Below are 17,248 nucleotides of genomic sequence, written 5' to 3'. Positions count from 1 at the left end.
CTTACATTTCTTTATCGCGTTGCGGAAATTGCAGGACTGATTTTAAGCCTGTCAATTGCAGGCTTTCGCTGACGCCAAAGTCGCTAGCACGTTAATTCCTGTGGAAAAAGTATTTATTTCTGATCGATCGAGTAATACACACAGTTTGCCGAAGCATTGACAGTAATATTTAACCATTAAAAAAGCCTCATGATTAACGCAATCAACCGGGCAGATGATCATATCAACCTGTTCCAACAATGGGGGAAGATTACTCAGTTGATCATTGCGATCACCATGGAATGTCACTAAACTGCCGCCGGAGTTTTCAATGAGTTGATTGTATTCCGGATAAAGTGTAGCACGGCCGCCTACACACAAAACTGAGCGACCTGCTAAAAGATGACAGTCGCTACAATCTTTAGCCGAATTGCTAGTCGTAGCATTTTTGATAGCAGCATTGTTTTTAATCAACGGTGCCCAGTCGATAATGTGGGAATTATTGATGGGAGCCGATGAGGCATCAAGAATCTTCTGCTGAAAGCGCGTAAACTTCCATTCAAGATGCGCTTTCTTGCGAATCACGAAGTATTTGTTTATCCGGTGGGTTAATTTCTCTAAGTTGCATAAACAAAAGGATAAAAAAGTATCCGTGTATGCAAGATCGGAAGAGAATGTGATTGGCGAGACAGCATTAGCTACTACCAGTTTCTTCAGAAATTTCATAATCGAATCTCCCACAAATCATCAGCAAGTAAAAAAACGGCTGGCTGACCTGAAAGGAGCAGGCTGGCTGGCTAAATGCGCCGCTGAAGAAGGAGGAGAACTCCAGCGGCAATGGAAAAACTATACCTGGCTTTGCAACCAGTTATGAATACCGATTTTTTGCATAACATTGAGCTGAGTTTCCAGCCAATCAATGTGTTCTTCAGTATCTTCAAGAATGCGTTCAAAAATTTCTCGTGAGACATAATCTTGTGCTATTTCGCACGCGGCTATAGCAGCAAGCAAAGTATCCCGTGAGACAAACTCAAGTTTTAAGTCGCAAGCAACACACTCTTCGGCGGTCTCTCCAATCATGAGTTTGCCGAGATCTTGTAAGTTGGGCAGGCCTTCCAGTAACAAGATACGTTCAATGAGTGCATCGGCGTGCTTCATTTCTTCACAGGATTCTTCAAGTTCGTGCTTTCCAAGACTGCTGAATCCCCAGTTTTTATACATGCGTGCATGCAGAAAATACTGATTGATGGCGGTTAATTCGTGTTGTAACTGCTGATTCAGCCAACGGATAATATCTGCATTACCTTTCATTTTCGTCTCCTAATAAGTATTGCGTATACGCAATTGAGTTCGGAAGGGAAGATATCGTTTGGCATTTTTATGCGCTCGATTAATGTTATTGATAGTAGTTTCATGCGTGATATTACGCACTAACAGCTCACATTTATAAATATACACGATATACGCCCTTCATCCACTACTTATTCAGAATCAACTTGCCGTTGCGTGTTCGACGTAAAGAATATTGCTCGCCTTTGTGTAGTATATGTATTACATCACCATTTTTAAATAAAGTGGCACTGTCGATAGATGTTTTTAGATCCGATATATCCGATTGATGCAGATTTCTAATCGGTGTGTGTGGGAAAATTAAGGTATCCATAGTTAAAAGGTCAGGGTTGTTTATGAGAATGATTCTCATTATATATGTCTTTTAATGAAACGCAAGCCATCCGTGAAAAAACTTACAGTTAAATGTGTTAATGAAAGAAGGTTGTTTTATAAGATATTGAAGTAAAATATTTTTATTGTTGATGAGTCTATCTGAATCATATTATGTATACTACTTATCGGGAGTATTTTCCGGGGGCAGGAATGCGCAGTGCAAACAAATATGAGTAAACCAGTCTGAATATTAAGCGTGTTTGTTGGCTTGGATTGAATATGAGAGGCGCGCCTATTTGTCCAAATAAACACGGGAAGCGTCATTTGGGTTCTCATAAGTTGTATTGATAAAAAATTTCAAGTTTCCAGCTACCATGATCGAACGGCGTAATTATTATCGAATATTGCAAGTTCAACCCGATGCTTCAATGACAGTTATAAGAGAAAACTACCGGGTATTGATGCAAAAACTTAAGATGTGTCCTGGTTTAGGTGATGCGAATTGGAATGAGGATTTGCTGGATGCTGCTTATGACACACTGCGGGATCCGTTGAAGCGGGCAGCTTATGATCATGAATTACTGCAACGCTATCATATCAAAGCGCTCAGTCAGGGTGCGTTTGGTTCGAATACGGATTTTGAGATCAACCAGCAGAAAAGTGAACGATCTGCAAACCTGAATCAACGCAATTATTATCGAATACTGCAAGTACAACCGGATGCGTCGATCACTGTGATTGCAGCAAGTTATCAAGCATTAAAGAAAAGCTCGTCGCAACACATTGCATTACTGGATGAAGCCTATCAAACGCTCTCTGATCCTAGAGCGCGTGAACAGTACGATATGTTATTCGCTGCCAGCAATGTTTCTTATGCTGCGGAGGGATCCACGCAAGCCAGTACCGATCTGGTAAAGCACGTGGATGCTGCAAGCTCATTCCGGTCCACTGTTGAATCTTACCAGGCAGCGATTACTCACTATTGTTCTTTTTGTAAGACACCCTATATGCCGCATACTCATGTGTATCAGGGGGGGAATTGTTTGGAGTGCGCAAGCCCATTGTTTGTTTTGCAACAAGAAAACTTTGAATCATCGCGCCGTACAATGATGCGAACTGCGATTAGCGGTAGGTTTATATTTTATCTGTTTTGGCCGGGTATGGCGCATCAGGGCTTATTTCAGGATTTGTCGCCTATGGGAATACGGTTTCTTACTGAGCAATCAATTGATTTGCATGACATTATAAAAATCGATGCACCCAACCTCCAGGCAGTGGCTGAAGTGACGCATCAGCGGAGTGAAGGCGGTGAGACCTCTGTGGGGACCCGTTTTATTGCCGTGAAATTTGATCAGCAGCGTGGAAATTTCATTACGGTACACGCATAAGTACCTGCTTTCTCCTGATGAGATAACGTGTTCAGATAGTTCAGATCAGGTTTATCGGTATCTTAAGATATGCAACACCGTTTTGCTCAGCGGGCGGTAGCTTCCCGGCTCTGATGTTGACTTGTATCGATGGCAGCAACAAGTTAGGCATTTCTAACGTGGCATCGCGTTTATTACGCATGGTTACAAACTCATTTTCACTGATGCCATTACGTACATGAATGTTATGAGCGCGCTGCTGCGCAACCGTGCATTCCCATGCTGGAGCGCGACCGGCAGGCGGATAATCATGACACATAAACAACTTTGTAGTCGGGGATAGAGCCAGCAATTTTTGAATCGACCTGAATAATTGATGCGCATTGCCGCCCGGAAAATCGGCACGGGCGCTACCGATATCGGGCATGAAAAGTGTATCACCTACAAAAACAGCATCGCCAAATTGATAGGCCATGTCCGCAGGCGTGTGACCCGAGACGGAAATGGCGCTTGCAGTTAATTTACCAACCTGAAATAACTCACCGTCAGTAAATAAGTGATCAAACTGCCGGCCATTCGGTGCAAACTCATCACCTAAGTTAAAAATTTTCTTAAAAGTTTCTTGAACTGCTGGAATATTATCGCCAATGGCGGTTTTACCTCCCAATTGACTTTTCAGATAATCAGCGGACGAGAGATGATCCGCATGTGCGTGTGTTTCCAGTATCCATGCCACTGTTAACTGCTGTGCATGTATAAATTCAATCAGTTGATTGGCTGAGTGGATACTTGTTCTGCTTGATTTGGAGTCGTAATCCAACACTGGATCGATAATGGCGCAACTGCCTTTGATTTCATCGAAAACAACATAACTCACGGTCCAGGTTGCCGGATCAAAGAATGCTTTAATTTGAGGTGTCATTTTATTTTCCTGTTATTGGGGTAAGTTTCCTACAGACAGCTTGAAAAATAGGCATTACAATATAATTATATATACTGTATCAATCTCGATGTGAGTTTAATGATGAATGCGAGTTGGGATTTCATACCATGGCATGCAGCAGCAGGTGGTTTAGTGATAGGTGGCGCGGTTACCCTGCTACTGCTGTTTAATGGGCGCATCGCAGGCATTTCAGGCATTATGGGTGGATTATATCGTATGCAAAAAGGCGATATGAGTTGGCGTATCGCATTTATTGCCGGACTTGTTCTATCCGCAGTTATTTGGCAGTTCTTTTTTGTTTTGCCTGAAATACAAATTCGGACGCATTATGTGCTGCTTGCGTTGGCAGGGTTGCTGGTCGGCTATGGTACGCGCCTGGGTTCCGGATGTACCAGTGGTCACGGGATTTGCGGGTTATCACGATTATCGCCGCGATCGCTGGTGGCAACCGCAATATTTATGATGACGGGCTTTATTACAGTCTATGTGGTGCGTCATGTACTTATGATTTAACCAAACTGTTGCGAAGCATTTTCGAGGCAACACAGATAGTTTCTCAACGGCCTGCTAGTTTGTGTCAACTCAACGATAAGAGGCAATAAATGATTAATTTTGTGGCATTGTTGTCAGGAATTGTGTTCGGCTTAGGTATCATCCTGTCCGGTATGGTGAATCCGGCAATCGTGTTAGCATTCCTTGACATAGCGGGTAGCTGGGATGCTGCTTTGCTATGGGTCATGGGAGGCGCAGTAACTGTCGGGATGATTGCTTTTGCGTTGGCAAGAAAACGGACACATAGCTATTTGGGAACACCCATACATATTCCAGCTATTACAAAAATTGATCGCAATCTGTTGGCGGGAAGTTTTATATTTGGTATTGGTTGGGGAATAGCTGGCATGTGTCCTGGGCCAGCAGTGGTACTGGTTGGGGCGGGCAGTGCCGAGGCTTCTATATTCCTTATTGCGATGTTACTGGGAATGGGGATTTACGAAACACTGCAAGCGCGAAGATAGATTACTTACAGATTCGTATGAAAATAAATTAGAATTTAAGCTATTACCGATAATGATAAATTTATATAGACACACTCTAATGTTGAATAAGATAGATAAATTATGAAAACAGACTCAGTTGTGCACGATATCGCGGTATTACGTTCATCGGCTTCCGCTGCTTGTACGCTTTTGAAAATACTGGCCAATGAAGATCGACTGCTCATTTTATGCGAGCTTAGCCAAGGTACTCGAAATGTTGGGGAACTGGAGGAATTGCTGGGTATTCATCAGCCTACGCTTTCTCAACAACTGACGGTATTACGTGAAGAGAATCTGGTGGCAACAGAACGTAAGGGTAAATATATTTATTATAGTTTGGCAAGCCTGGAAGCCACTAAGATTATGGAAACTTTATTCAGCATTTATTGTAAAGATCATCCCTCCTGCTAGTGTAACCGTGCAACAGCAGTAGGCGCGAAAGTAGCGCGATACATCTTCTGTTGGGATTCGGTGCTACCTACGATAAAGTGACTGATTGATAAGGAGAAGGATATGTCCATTGATATTACCAAGCTGGATCACAAATTATCAGTAGCGGGTCAGGTCAGTATTGATGATCTCACTGAGGTTGCCGCGGCCGGTTACAAATCGATCATTTGTAACCGGCCGGATTTTGAAGGCGGTGAAGCTCAACCGACTAGCGAAGAGCTGGAAGGGATGGCCAAATCACTCGGTATTACATTCGCTTACTTGCCAGTCAAGATCGGTGCAATATCTGCCGAACGTGCCATGGCTTTTCAAAAACTCATGGATGAGTTACCCAAACCGATTCTCGCATTCTGCGGCTCGGGCAGACGTGCCACTGCTTTACATCAAATGGCTATGCAGCATGATGTCGAAGATACGGAAGAACGGGAATCCGTGGTGGCGGCCTGTAACTGGGACAATGCTTTTGATGTCGTCGTCATCGGTGGTGGATCGGCCGGTGTCGGTGTCACTGCCAGTCTGCTTAAGCGGCGACCGGCCTTGCGCATTGCTATTATCGAACCGAGCGATAAGCATTATTATCAGCCTGCTTGGACGTTGGTGGGAGGAGGGGCCTATGACATCGCAGCAACGGTAAAACCGATGGCTGAAGTTATTCCCAGAAACGCTGAGTGGATTCAGACGGCTGCTGTCGGATTTGATCCGCAGTATGATCGGGTGCATTTGGCGGATGGCCGTGTGATGGGATACCGGCAATTGATTGTGTGTCCGGGTATCCGCACCGCATGGGAGAAGATTGAAGGGTTGGAAGAAACGCTGGGTAAAAATGGTGTTACTTCAAACTATCGCTATGACTTGGCGCCGTATACCTGGGAATTGGTGCAGAATCTCAAATCCGGAAAAGCGCTCTTTACGCAGCCGCCAATGCCTATCAAATGTGCCGGCGCACCGCAAAAAGCCATGTATCTTTCCTGCGATTACTGGATGCGCGCACAATGTTTGAATCAAATTGAAGTTGAATTTGATACGGCAACCGCCGTGCTATTCGGTGTGGCTGATTTTGTTCCGCCGCTGATGGAATATGTCAAACGCTACGACGCCAAATTGGTATTCAATTCCAATCTGGTCAAAGTGGATGGGGCGCAGAAGATCGCTTATTTTGAAATCAAAGGCAATGACGGAAATGTAACGCACGTGGCAAAGCCCTTTGACATGCTGCATGTGACACCACCGCAAGTGGCGCCGGATTTTCTACGCAATAGTTCTTTGGCGGATGCTGGCGGCTTTTGTAAAGTGAATGAAAAAACACTGCAACATACCGACTATCCTAATATATTTTCGCTGGGAGATGCCTGCTCATCGCCCAATACAAAAACCGCCGCGGCAGCCAGAAAACAAATTGTTGTGGTAGCTGAGAATCTTCTGGCAGCAAAAGAAGATCGGGAACTGACAACGGTGTATGACGGCTATGGTGCATGCCCGCTCACGGTGGAAAACGGCAAGGTAATACTGGCCGAATTTGGTTTTGGTGGAAAATTGCTGCCTACGTTTTCGCTTAACCCAACGATACCGAGCAAGATCTACTGGTTCTTCAAAACCACCGTTTTTCCATGGATCTACTGGAATGGTATGTTAAAAGGCAAGGAATGGCTTGCCCGATGCGGTAAATCCCGTTGAGCCTGTGGAAATTCTGTTAACCAGTGTCGCGCTGGGTTTTCTTTCAGGTACTGTCCTGGCATTGACTGGCGCTGGTGGTACCATCATTGCCGTGCCTTTGCTGGTGTTTGGATTGCATCTCGCGATTGCTGAAGCCGCCCCCATTGCTTTATTAGCCGTGTGTTTATCGTCAACTGTGGGGGCAGTCATTGCACATCGACAGGGAAAAGTGCGTTATCGGGCGGCAGGGTTTATCGCGATTACGGGGATAAGTACCGCACCCATGGGTATTTGGCTGGCGCAAAAGCTACCCAATGCGCCTTTGACGGTATTATTCGCACTGGTGTTGTGCTATGTGGCAGTGGATATGCTACGTCAAGGTAGTATGCCGCATGTCGAAGCGGCAAAAGTAACCTCAGATTGCCAAGCGCAAGTGTCTGCTATTCCTTGTCAGCTTGAGTATAGCGGCGGTCGCTTGATGTGGACTTGGCCATGCGCTCGTGTACTGGCATTTTCAGGAGTTATCACCGGATTCTTGTCGGGATTGCTGGGGGTGGGAGGCGGCTTTGTCGTTGTGCCCGCGTTGAAGAAGGCAACCAATCTTCCCATGCACTCCATTCTGGCAACATCATTAGCAGTCATTGCACTGGTTTCCGCAGTGGGCGTGGTGTCCGCAACTGTTATGGAGGGAATCAACGGATTTGTTGCTGTGCCTTTTGCGGCCGGCGCATTGGCAGGTATGCTGATCGGGCGCATGTTTGCCCATTATCTTGTTGGCCCAAGACTACAGCAAGTCTTTGCTGTAGTGGCTATGGGCGTGTCAGTCGGGATGATTGTCCGCTTGTTTTTAACCTAGACACCATGTCGTTGCGCTTTGCCTTGCATCCTGAAAACCACAAGCATTTCGCTCAGCTCAATTGAGGTTCCCAGGTTTAATCGCTTGATGCGATATCGCAGAAAACCAATGTTGGTATGATTGCTTATTTGATAAAAGTAGCTCTGACTTTTTCTTCCATCGGTGGGCGCATACCCGCTTTACGACCGGCCGCAAGCGCTATTTCCGGATCAACTCCCTTACTGATTTGATAGCTGGCCCACATGGCGCCGGCGCGATTACCTGATCCGCAGTGGATAAGGACAGGTGCCTGAGCTGTTTCGATGGCTTTGGTAAAAGCAGCCAATTGCTCGTCGCTGATGCCGGCAACGGTCATCGGTATGTTGATATAATTCATGCCATTGAGATCAATCAGTGCCTTTTCGTCAGCCGTTCCTTCGGTTGAAGTACGCAAGTCAATAACCGTTTTGAAACCATGCGCTGCCAATGCTTGCGCGCCGCCGTCGCCAATGAGACCTGATATCGCGATTTGCTCGGTAGCACGGCTATAATTTTGAACCGGAACAATCTGATGCCCAAACGGCACCCGTCCGGTAGCTTGTACCGTCGCTGCAAACACAACGATCACTAGTGTCAACAGAGTGAAAAGATATTTCATATAAACTCCATTTGCTATGTTGAGTGAAAAAATGATATTCATTGTAGCTGTACTAAATCACTAAATACAAATTATTCAGATCAATTTCGGTCTATTGGATATACACAACCTATTCTATAAGTTTCATCAAGGAATTCATGCCTGATAAACAGACTTCGTTATCCGATGAAATGTCCATGTGGCATAGCTGCCCATCACAACAGGTGTTGGAAACGCTTAAAACTGCGCATACCGGTTTATCGCAAACGGAAGCGCAATTGCGACTTAAGCAGTATGGCGCCAACCGATTGCAATCCCAAAAGCCAAAAAGCATTGTGATTCGATTTTTGCTGCAATTTCATAATGTGTTGATTTATATCCTGTTAGCTGCATCTGTGATGACAGCTTTTTTGGGGCACTGGGTCGATAGCGGCGTGATTCTTGGTGTTGTGGTGATCAATGCCGTCATCGGCTTTGTTCAAGAAGGTAAAGCTGAAAAAGCACTCAACGCCATCCGGCGCATGCTATCGCTCAACGCGACCGTTTTGCGCGCGGATCAACGGGCGCAGATTCCGGCTGAGCAGCTGGTGCCCGGGGATATCGTGTTGTTGCAATCTGGCGACAAGGTACCTGCCGACCTGCGGTTGCTCAGTTGCAAGAACCTGCGTATCGAAGAAGCGGCTTTGACCGGAGAATCCGCGGCTGTGGAAAAATCCATTCACGCAGTCGAGGCCGTGACAGCAATCGGCGACCGGTTTTGTATGGCGTATTCGGGCACGTTGGTGGTTTATGGTCAGGGAATGGGCGTGGTGGTTGCCACCGGTCAGCATACCGAGATAGGGCGTATCAGCCAGATGATCGCGCAAGTCGATAAGCTGACTTCACCGTTGTTGCGGCAAATGTCGATCTTTGGTCGTTGGCTGACTGCTGTGATTTTGTTACTGGCCGTTGCAATTTTTGTGTATGGGCTGCTATTGCGCGATTATCCCATTGATGAACTATTCATGGCGGCAATCAGCATGGCTATCGCAGCGATTCCGGAAGGGTTGCCCGCCATCATGACAATCACGTTGGCGCTCGGTGTGCAGAATATGGCGCGGCGCAGTGCCATTGTGCGCAGACTGCCAGCGGTGGAAACACTGGGTGGCGTGACGGTCATTTGTACCGACAAAACCGGAACGCTGACGCGTAATGAAATGACCGTGCAGAATGTGATGACGGCGGATGTTCAATTACAAGTCAGCGGTGTCGGCTATGTACCAACGGGCGGTTTTAGTCGAGACGGAAAGGAAATTCTGACGACTGATTACGCCGATATGCTGGATATGTTGCGAGCAGGATTATTGTGCAATGATGCGATACTGCATGAGCAGAACGGCGTATGGGTTGTACAGGGTGATCCGACAGAAGGCGCATTGATTACCTTGGCAATGAAGGCCGCACTGGATCCGGTTTTTGAGCATGAAACATTGCCTCGTACCGATGTGATTCCTTTCGAATCGGAACATCGTTTTATGGCAACGCTGCATCATGATCACGCCGGGCATAGCCTGATTTATGTCAAGGGTGCACCGGAAGAAGTATTAACCATGTGTAGCCATCAGCGCAGCTTGGGGGAAGATCGCCTGATTCAGCTTAATTTCTGGCACGCCGGAATCCGCGAAGCAAGTGCAACCGGACAGCGCATCCTGGCCATGGCCAGTCGAGTGGTACAAACCAAACAACAGACACTGGAATTTTCAGATATCGAAACGGGGTTTACCTTGCTTGGACTGGTTGGAATTATTGATCCGCCGCGCGAAGAAGCCATTGCCGCGGTGCAACAATGCCATGCGGCGGGCATTCGCGTCAAAATGATTACCGGCGATCACCGGGCTACTGCTTGTGTGATTGGTGCAAAATTAGGCATTGGCGATGGTCAGCGTGCTGTTACCGGTATTGAGCTGGACGATCTGAATGATGAACAATTGCGCAAAATGGTTGCGGAAGTCGATATTTTCGCTCGCGCAAGTCCTGAACATAAGCTTCGACTAGTGACTGCCTTGCAGGATAATGGTGAAATCGTAGCGATGACGGGTGATGGCGTGAATGACGCACCGGCATTAAAACGCGCTGATATCGGCGTAGCTATGGGACAGAAGGGTACTGAAGTGGCGAAGGAGGCCGCCGAAATGGTGCTGATGGACGATAATTTTGCTTCGATTACGCACGCCGTGGAAGAAGGCCGCGCGGTCTACGACAATATCCGCAAAACAGTGGTATTTATTATCCCAACCAGCAGTGGTGGCGCCGGCATTTTGATGCTTGCGATTATTTTGGGAATGGCTTTGCCGATCACTCCAGTACAGATTTTATGGATCAATATGGTAACTACGGTAACACTGGCGATTGCGCTTGCGTTTGAACGCCCTGAAATGGATGTGATGTCACGTTCTCCTCATGATCCCAATGCCTCGATATTGTCCGGTTTTCTGGTGTGGCGCATTGTTTTTGTTACATTGCTGATGATGGGAGGCGGTTTTGCGTTATATTTCTTGGAAATCAGGCAAGGGACTAGTATCGAATTGAGCCGGACGGTGGTTGTCAATGCGCTGGTCATGGGGCAAATCGTTTATTTGTTCAATTGCCGTTACCTGCTCGCTTCTGTCCTGTCGCGCGAAGGATTGTTGGGCAATCACAATATCCTGGTTGCAGTCGCCATATTACTCCTATTCCAACTCGCATTGACTTACTTGCCCGTGATGCAGCAGCTATTTGGTACAGCCGCGCTGGATATGACAGATTGGGGACGCATTATCGTGTTCAGTCTAATATTATTTCTGCTCATTGAATTTGAAAAATACCTGCTGAGGCGTAGAGGAATGAAAGACTCGTAATTAATCGGATCTGATCTGTTGGTGTAAATTATCCCAACAAATTCTACAAGGATGATGTTTAAATACTGTAAGTGCTATCTCGTCTAACGCCGTCCATCATACCAAATCGGAAGTTTTTTCTTATTCTGCAAAGTCTTTCGCGGACTGAACAGGACACTGATTATCTGACCGGCGATTTCGCGGCCGGTATACAGTTGCACTTTACGGGGTGAAGTGACGAGCGGGTGGCGGGTGAGGATGGTGAATTTCAAGCCGCGCTTCCGACCCCACTGTTTGAGCAATTGACTGAGGTCGATTTCATCAGCGGCGAACAATTCCTGATTAAATCCGCCCACGTCACGAAACGCATCGGTGCGGCACACCACCAGCGCGCCCGATGCCCAGTGGAACGTTACCGAAAACATCGTCCATAGCTGCATCGCGGCATTACCCCACCACGGTAGATCAGGCATGTGCATGACGCTGCCACAACCCACGTATTTGCCCGTTTCAATCATCTGTAGAATATCGGCGACCATGCCGGGATTGAGCAAGCTGTCGGCATCCACAAACAACAACCAATCACCCGTTGCAACTGCTGCACCGGCGTTGCGGGCACGGCCGATCTGATTGATGGGTTCGAATACCACGCTGGCACCGGCTTGTTTGGCCAATTCTGCGGTTTTATCGGTTGAGTTATTGTCTACAACGATGACTTCGTACGTAAAGCCAGGCTTCTGATTGGCGGCCATTGATTCGGAAATGGAATCCAGGCAATGCGCAATCAAGCGCTCTTCATTGAAGGCGGGAATGACGACTGAAAGATGCATAAGTGATGTAGATTTTTGATGGAAAAAGCTATTATCCCGTAAAACTGCATAAAAGCGAAAAACACGATGATGCAAAATAATAAGAAAGCAGAATTGCCATTGCCGCCGGGGCCGCCGTTGTGGGCGGGAATACAGGACTATTGGCGCGGGCCGCCGCAGTATTTTGAGAAGCTGACGCAAACCTATGGCAATGTGGTGCGTTGGCGCGGTATGTTCACGCTCTACATCATCAATAATCCGGATGATGTGCGGCAAATCCTGACGCAGGATTATCCCAGGTTCATCAAGAATACCATCGATTATCGCGTACTTGCCCAATCGCTGGGTCAGGGGCTGGTGACCAGCGAAGGTGCGTTTTGGCAGCAGCAACGCAAGCTGATGCAACCGATGTTTACCAATCGTACTGTGAACGGCTTTGACACGATCATCAATGCCATGACTGCGCAAATGCTGCAACGCTGGAAACAGCGATCTCCCAATGAAACAGTTCAGCTGGATCGGGAAATGGGGCATGTGGCATTCCAGATTGTGAGCCGCGCGTTATTGGGTGCGGATATTGATCAATACTCGCAGCAGATCGTTGAAATACTCAAAATCATCAACACCAATCCCCAGACGCTGCGTGCGATGCTGACACTGCTTCCGTGGTTGCCGGTGCCGAGCAATCGTCATTTCCTGTGCATGAAAAAACAGCTCGACCAGATCGTGCATGAGCTGATAGCGCGGCGGCGCAAGCAGGGAGTGGTGGGAGATAACGACATGCTGGATCGCTTGCTGGCAGTGCGGGATGCCAAAACAGGGGAGGGAATGAGTGAAACGCAACTGCGCGATGAAATTGTGACCTTGTTGCTGGCCGGTCATGAAACCACGGGTACCGCCATTGCCTGGACATTGTATTTGCTCTCGCAACACCCGCAAGTCGAAGCGCAACTGGTGGCAGAACTGAACAGCGTGTTATGCGGTGCACCAGCAACCAGCAGTAACTTGGCGCAGTTGCCTTACCTGAAGCAAGTCATGCAGGAATCCTTGCGCCTGTATCCACCCATTTGGGCAATCGCGCGGCAAAATACCGAATCCATTGTGTTGGGCGGCTATTGCATTCCAGCTAAAAGCTACCTCGTCATTCCCATTTATTCCCTGCACCGCCATCGAGATCATTGGTCCGATCCGGAAAAATTCGATCCAGACCGTTTCGCTCCGCAACCCGAAGTCTCGCGTCACTCGTATTGCTATTTGCCGTTCTCCGCCGGTCCCCGCACCTGCATTGGTGCCAACATGGCGATGCTCGAAATCCAGTTGGTACTCGCGCAAGTGTTGCAGCGCTTTCGTGTCATACCGGTAGCGGAGCATCCGGTGGAACCGGTGGCGGAGATTACGTTTAAGCCGCGTTATGGGTTGGTGGTGAGGGTTAATGCACGTTAAAATCTCGTTCTCTATTTGTTATTCTTGTCTTATTATTATTTATTTCGGGTACAGCTATTTGGGGTTACGGTGGCTTATCATTTTAAAAGTGGGTCGCATTAATTTGATCCAGAGTACTCTCCGTTTATCAAAGGAATAAAAATGTCAGAATTCGTCGTTTGTGCATTGTATAAATTTGTATATCTGCCTCAATATAAAGAAATACAACGTCCGTTGCAGGCGAAGATGATTGAGAATCAGGTAAAAGGGACGCTGTTGCTGGCGGAAGAAGGCGTCAATGGCACCATTTCTGGCAACCGAGCAGGTATCGATTCTGTTTTAGGGTGGATGGAGACAATACCTGAGTTTGCTGGCATAACGGTCAAGGAATCTATGACGGATGAAATGCCATTCAAACGCAGCAAAGTGAAACTGAAGAAAGAGATTGTCACCATGGGGGTTGAAGGAATTGATCCTAAGCAATCGGTTGGAACCTACGTGGCGCCACGTGATTGGAATGATTTAATTAATGACCCTGATGTTTTGTTGATCGACACACGCAATCGGTATGAGGTCGCGGTCGGTGCTTTTGTTCGTGCGGTAAATCCACACACCATAACTTTTCGTGAGTTTCCACACTATGTGTCCCAGCACTTGGATCCATCAGTGCATAAGAAAGTGGCGATGTATTGTACTGGCGGAATTCGTTGTGAGAAATCCACAGCGTATTTAAAGCAGCAGGGTTTTGAAGAGGTTTATCATTTGCAGGGGGGTATTCTGAAATACCTTGAAGAAATTCCAGAAGCGGAGTCTTTATGGCAGGGCGAGTGTTTTGTGTTTGATGAACGAGTTACCGTGAATCATCAGCTTGAGAAAGGCAGCTATGACCAGTGTCATGCCTGTCGTCTGCCCATTTCAGAAGAAGATAAATTAAGTGAGTATTATCAGCGGGGAATCAGTTGCCCGGCTTGCTATCATGATCGTTCGGATGAAGATAGAGCCAGATATCGAGAACGAGAAAAACAGGTGCAGTTAGCTGAAACCAGAGGTGAGATACATATTGGAGAGGTGAGCTGCAAAAGTAAGTGATCGTTGCGGTTGCTTTAGTAGGTTGTTAAAGCGATTGCGTTGTATTGTCGGTCAACGAATTAAAAAGCTGAAGTTCTGTGCTTGCGGTGATGGACTTTACTCTGTCTTTAGATTTCCTTTGATTTTCTAAAACCCTATTAACTTATGGTAGCGAGTAATGAGTAAAAATATTCTTACAGCAAAGGATTCATTTCATCAGATTTTTACACCGACCAATTATTTTGATTTAACCAATGTGGAGCAGGGTAGGATTCTCCAGTTTCAGCAGGAGGTTCTTGAGTTAGTGGTATTGGGAAATAACTATAAAGAGATTTGTGAAGAAGTTTGCCTGTTGATGGAGCAGTTGCTGGATAATGCGGTGGCAACCGTCATGCTGCTGGACAAGGAAAAACAATGCATGAACGTATTTGCCGCACCAAGCGTTCCTGAGGAATGTATTGTGCAACTGAATGGTTTGCGCCCCGGTCCTGGCGCTGGGTCTTGCGGGAATGCGGTATTTCGTCAAGAAGCGGTTTTTGTGGAAAACACGCTTGACGATCCACGCTGGCAGAGTATTCGGCAATTAGCTATTGATTTTAATATCCTCTCTTGTTGGTCAATACCAATACGCAGTAAGGGTGGTGAGAGTATTGGATCGTTCGCGCTGTCCAGTTTTGAGCATCGTTTACCCAGTATATTCCACCGCAAATTGCTCGAAATCGGATCGTTCATTATCGGGATTGCGCTGGAGCAACAGAAAGTGAATGAGCAATTGAATCTTTCCAGCAAGGTTTTTGAGAATAGTACGGAAGCGATTATGATTGCCGATGCGAGTAAGGTAATCATTGCTATCAATAAAGCATTTAATAAGTTGACTGGTTATACGGAAGAAGAGGTGATTGGTAAACCCGTGTCAATTGTGGTGTCGAAGCGACACAGCGCTAAGTTTTTTCAGAAAATCTGGCTGAGTGTTCAGCAATATAACCATTGGCAAGGCGAAATTTGGAATAGAAATGAGAGCAAACAGGAGTATCCGGCGTGGTTTAGCATTATCCCGGTGCGTAGCAAGGATGGGCTCATCAGTTATTATCTGATCAATTTTTCTGATATCACCGATAAGAAAAAATCGGATGAAATTATATGGCAGCAAGCGAATTATGATTCTTTGACCGGTTTGCCGAATCGTAATATGTTTTACGATCGATTGAGTCACGATATCAAAAATGCCTCCCGCCTTGGGACGCAATTGGCAGTGTTGTTTATTGACCTGGATCGCTTCAAAGAAGTAAATGATTCATTCGGGCACAGTGTCGGCGATGCGTTGTTGGTGGAAGCGGCAAAACGGCTTAGTAGCTGTGTTCGTGAAACGGATACCGTAGCGCGTTTAGGCGGCGATGAGTTTACGATTATTCTAAACGGTATCAATGATCAACGTTGCGCTGAGATGATCATTCAGAAAATCCTGCTGGAATTGGTAAAGCCATTTCGTTTGAATACCAAGTCGGCGTACGTTTCCGCGAGTATTGGCGTGACGTTTTTTCCCGATGATGCTAGCAGCGCGGATATGTTGATGAAGAATGCCGATCAAGCGATGTATGCGGCTAAAAATAATGGGCGCAATTGCTGGCAATGCTTTACATCGAATATGCGAATGGCCAAGGAAATTCGTTCGAAAATCGCATACGAATTGCGTCATGCACTTGCAGATGGTCAGTTCTTTTTAATGTATCAACCAATTGTGGAACTGGTAACCGGCAATGTATACAAAGCCGAGGCACTGATTCGTTGGCAGCATCCGGAACGAGGGACGATTGGTCCGGCAGAATTTGTCAGTATTGCAGAAGAAACCAATCTGATTGCAGAGATTGGTGATTGGGTATTCAAACAGGCAATCGATCAGGTTGCTTTGTGGCAAGCAAATTTCAATACGAATTTTCAAATCAGCATCAATAAATCACCCAAACAATTCATTAGCAAAAGAAGTGATTGGATGAATCATTTAGGTGAACTCGGACTCAGTGGGCAGAGCGTCATTGTAGAGATTACCGAGAACCTGCTGTTGGATGTCCACGAACTGGTGGTCAAACGACTATTAAATTTCCGAGATGCCGGTGTGCAGGTGGCGATTGATGATTTTGGTACGGGTTATTCGTCGCTATCCTATCTGAAGAAATTTGATATTGATTATCTTAAAATTGACCAGTCATTTGTTTCCAATCTGGACAGCAAATCCAACGACAGAATTTTATGTGAGGCAATTATCACCATGGCCCATCGTCTGGGCATGAAAGTCATTGCGGAGGGTGTGGAGACAGATTCGCAGAAACAGCTATTGATGACCATGGGTTGCGATTACGGTCAAGGTTATTTTTTCAGCAAGCCGCTGACAGTCGATAAATTTGAAGTTTTTATTCAAAGTAAAGCATAAATGAACTCATAAATTATTCTTCATTAGCAGTTCTGGAATTTATGTAAAGGGAGTCTGAAAATTTTTTCCCTTTAACAATTCTTCAGAAATCAGTATGCTA

At 46.4% G+C, this 17,248-nt stretch carries 16 protein-coding genes; 10 read left to right on the top strand and 6 right to left on the bottom strand.

Features of this window, described 5'->3' with window-relative positions:
* Positions 1-51 precede the first annotated feature (51 nt).
* The 3 genes from C8R34_RS06470 to hemP all read right to left on the bottom strand — a co-directional run bounded on the left by C8R34_RS06470 (position 52) and on the right by hemP (position 1,642).
* Positions 52-705, bottom strand: a complete 654-nt coding sequence (locus C8R34_RS06470; protein ID WP_110338987.1) for a DUF2325 domain-containing protein — start codon at positions 703-705, stop codon at positions 52-54.
* Positions 706-825: 120 nt separating this feature from the next.
* Positions 826-1,290: a bacterioferritin gene (bfr, locus tag C8R34_RS06465; RefSeq protein ID WP_110338985.1), complete on the bottom strand. Its 465-nt coding sequence runs from the start codon at positions 1,288-1,290 to the stop codon at positions 826-828.
* Positions 1,291-1,456: 166 nt separating this feature from the next.
* Positions 1,457-1,642: a hemin uptake protein HemP gene (gene hemP, locus C8R34_RS06460; RefSeq protein WP_110338983.1), complete on the bottom strand. Its 186-nt coding sequence runs from the start codon at positions 1,640-1,642 to the stop codon at positions 1,457-1,459.
* Positions 1,643-2,018: 376 nt separating this feature from the next.
* Here hemP and C8R34_RS06455 point away from each other — a divergent pair, with 376 nt between their 5' ends.
* A complete protein-coding gene (locus C8R34_RS06455) occupies positions 2,019-3,032 on the top strand; it encodes a DnaJ domain-containing protein (protein WP_110338981.1) in 1,014 nt (337 codons plus the stop codon).
* Positions 3,033-3,072: 40 nt separating this feature from the next.
* Here the strand turns inward: C8R34_RS06455 and C8R34_RS06450 are convergent, their stop codons facing one another.
* Positions 3,073-3,933 carry an MBL fold metallo-hydrolase gene (locus tag C8R34_RS06450; protein WP_110338979.1) on the bottom strand — a complete coding sequence of 287 codons (861 nt, stop codon included), beginning with the start codon at positions 3,931-3,933 and terminating at the stop codon, positions 3,073-3,075.
* 102 nt (positions 3,934-4,035) lie between these two features.
* On the opposite strand from C8R34_RS06450, the gene C8R34_RS06445 reads away from it, so the two are divergent.
* The 5 genes from C8R34_RS06445 to C8R34_RS06425 all read left to right on the top strand — a co-directional run bounded on the left by C8R34_RS06445 (position 4,036) and on the right by C8R34_RS06425 (position 7,950).
* Positions 4,036-4,467 carry a YeeE/YedE family protein gene (locus C8R34_RS06445; RefSeq protein ID WP_110338977.1) on the top strand — a complete coding sequence of 144 codons (432 nt, stop codon included), beginning with the start codon at positions 4,036-4,038 and terminating at the stop codon, positions 4,465-4,467.
* Positions 4,468-4,556: 89 nt separating this feature from the next.
* A complete protein-coding gene (locus C8R34_RS06440) occupies positions 4,557-4,970 on the top strand; it encodes a DUF6691 family protein (RefSeq protein ID WP_110338975.1) in 414 nt (137 codons plus the stop codon).
* 102 nt (positions 4,971-5,072) lie between these two features.
* Entirely contained in the window at positions 5,073-5,402 is a 330-nt protein-coding gene (locus C8R34_RS06435; RefSeq protein WP_110338973.1) for a helix-turn-helix transcriptional regulator, read from the top strand.
* Between the two features lie 102 nt (positions 5,403-5,504).
* The gene (locus C8R34_RS06430; protein ID WP_110338971.1) at positions 5,505-7,115 is read left to right on the top strand and encodes a bifunctional protein tyrosine phosphatase family protein/NAD(P)/FAD-dependent oxidoreductase; all 1,611 of its coding nucleotides are present in this window, start codon (positions 5,505-5,507) and stop codon (positions 7,113-7,115) included.
* Positions 7,090-7,950, top strand: a complete 861-nt coding sequence (locus C8R34_RS06425) for a sulfite exporter TauE/SafE family protein (RefSeq protein ID WP_258364393.1) — start codon at positions 7,090-7,092, stop codon at positions 7,948-7,950. The genes C8R34_RS06430 and C8R34_RS06425 overlap by 26 nt, the downstream gene beginning before the upstream one ends.
* 124 nt (positions 7,951-8,074) lie before the next feature.
* Here C8R34_RS06425 and C8R34_RS06420 read toward each other — a convergent pair whose 3' ends face one another.
* Positions 8,075-8,587 carry a beta-lactamase hydrolase domain-containing protein gene (locus tag C8R34_RS06420; RefSeq protein WP_110339073.1) on the bottom strand — a complete coding sequence of 171 codons (513 nt, stop codon included), beginning with the start codon at positions 8,585-8,587 and terminating at the stop codon, positions 8,075-8,077.
* Positions 8,588-8,724: 137 nt separating this feature from the next.
* On the opposite strand from C8R34_RS06420, the gene C8R34_RS06415 reads away from it, so the two are divergent.
* Positions 8,725-11,442 carry a cation-transporting P-type ATPase gene (locus C8R34_RS06415; protein WP_110338969.1) on the top strand — a complete coding sequence of 906 codons (2,718 nt, stop codon included), beginning with the start codon at positions 8,725-8,727 and terminating at the stop codon, positions 11,440-11,442.
* 83 nt (positions 11,443-11,525) lie between these two features.
* On the opposite strand, the gene C8R34_RS06410 is transcribed toward C8R34_RS06415, so the two are convergent.
* Positions 11,526-12,251, bottom strand: coding sequence for a glycosyltransferase (locus tag C8R34_RS06410; RefSeq protein ID WP_110338967.1), 726 nt, complete (start codon positions 12,249-12,251; stop codon positions 11,526-11,528).
* A gap of 66 nt (positions 12,252-12,317) precedes the next feature.
* On the opposite strand from C8R34_RS06410, the gene C8R34_RS06405 reads away from it, so the two are divergent.
* The 3 genes from C8R34_RS06405 (at position 12,318) to C8R34_RS06395 (ending at position 17,148) form a co-directional block, all read left to right on the top strand.
* Positions 12,318-13,673 (top strand): cytochrome P450, encoded by a 1,356-nt coding sequence (locus C8R34_RS06405; RefSeq protein ID WP_110338965.1) that lies wholly within the window; start codon positions 12,318-12,320, stop codon positions 13,671-13,673.
* A 141-nt stretch (positions 13,674-13,814) separates the two neighbouring features.
* Positions 13,815-14,741, top strand: a complete 927-nt coding sequence (locus C8R34_RS06400) for a rhodanese-related sulfurtransferase (RefSeq protein WP_110338963.1) — start codon at positions 13,815-13,817, stop codon at positions 14,739-14,741.
* A 157-nt stretch (positions 14,742-14,898) separates the two neighbouring features.
* Positions 14,899-17,148 (top strand): EAL domain-containing protein, encoded by a 2,250-nt coding sequence (locus C8R34_RS06395; protein WP_110338961.1) that lies wholly within the window; start codon positions 14,899-14,901, stop codon positions 17,146-17,148.
* The last annotated feature ends 100 nt before the right edge of the window (positions 17,149-17,248 follow it).

The sequence above is a fragment of the Nitrosomonas sp. Nm84 genome, assembly GCF_003201565.1.
In the GTDB taxonomy this organism is placed as follows: domain Bacteria; phylum Pseudomonadota; class Gammaproteobacteria; order Burkholderiales; family Nitrosomonadaceae; genus Nitrosomonas.
This window is presented reverse-complemented; position numbering and strand designations above follow the sequence as displayed.

Bases quoted from the DNA above. Each gene is read 5' to 3' on its own strand.
- C8R34_RS06470 (WP_110338987.1), bottom strand. From the start codon at position 705: ATGAAATTTCTGAAGAAACTGGTAGTAGCTAATGCTGTCTCGCCAATC.
- bfr (WP_110338985.1), bottom strand. From the start codon at position 1,290: ATGAAAGGTAATGCAGATATTATCCGTTGGCTGAATCAGCAGTTACAA.
- hemP (WP_110338983.1), bottom strand. From the start codon at position 1,642: ATGGATACCTTAATTTTCCCACACACACCGATTAGAAATCTGCATCAA.
- C8R34_RS06455 (WP_110338981.1), top strand. From the start codon at position 2,019: ATGATCGAACGGCGTAATTATTATCGAATATTGCAAGTTCAACCCGAT.
- C8R34_RS06450 (WP_110338979.1), bottom strand. From the start codon at position 3,933: ATGACACCTCAAATTAAAGCATTCTTTGATCCGGCAACCTGGACCGTG.
- C8R34_RS06445 (WP_110338977.1), top strand. From the start codon at position 4,036: ATGAATGCGAGTTGGGATTTCATACCATGGCATGCAGCAGCAGGTGGT.
- C8R34_RS06440 (WP_110338975.1), top strand. From the start codon at position 4,557: ATGATTAATTTTGTGGCATTGTTGTCAGGAATTGTGTTCGGCTTAGGT.
- C8R34_RS06435 (WP_110338973.1), top strand. From the start codon at position 5,073: ATGAAAACAGACTCAGTTGTGCACGATATCGCGGTATTACGTTCATCG.
- C8R34_RS06430 (WP_110338971.1), top strand. From the start codon at position 5,505: ATGTCCATTGATATTACCAAGCTGGATCACAAATTATCAGTAGCGGGT.
- C8R34_RS06420 (WP_110339073.1), bottom strand. From the start codon at position 8,587: ATGAAATATCTTTTCACTCTGTTGACACTAGTGATCGTTGTGTTTGCA.
- C8R34_RS06415 (WP_110338969.1), top strand. From the start codon at position 8,725: ATGCCTGATAAACAGACTTCGTTATCCGATGAAATGTCCATGTGGCAT.
- C8R34_RS06410 (WP_110338967.1), bottom strand. From the start codon at position 12,251: ATGCATCTTTCAGTCGTCATTCCCGCCTTCAATGAAGAGCGCTTGATT.
- C8R34_RS06405 (WP_110338965.1), top strand. From the start codon at position 12,318: ATGATGCAAAATAATAAGAAAGCAGAATTGCCATTGCCGCCGGGGCCG.
- C8R34_RS06400 (WP_110338963.1), top strand. From the start codon at position 13,815: ATGTCAGAATTCGTCGTTTGTGCATTGTATAAATTTGTATATCTGCCT.
- C8R34_RS06395 (WP_110338961.1), top strand. From the start codon at position 14,899: ATGAGTAAAAATATTCTTACAGCAAAGGATTCATTTCATCAGATTTTT.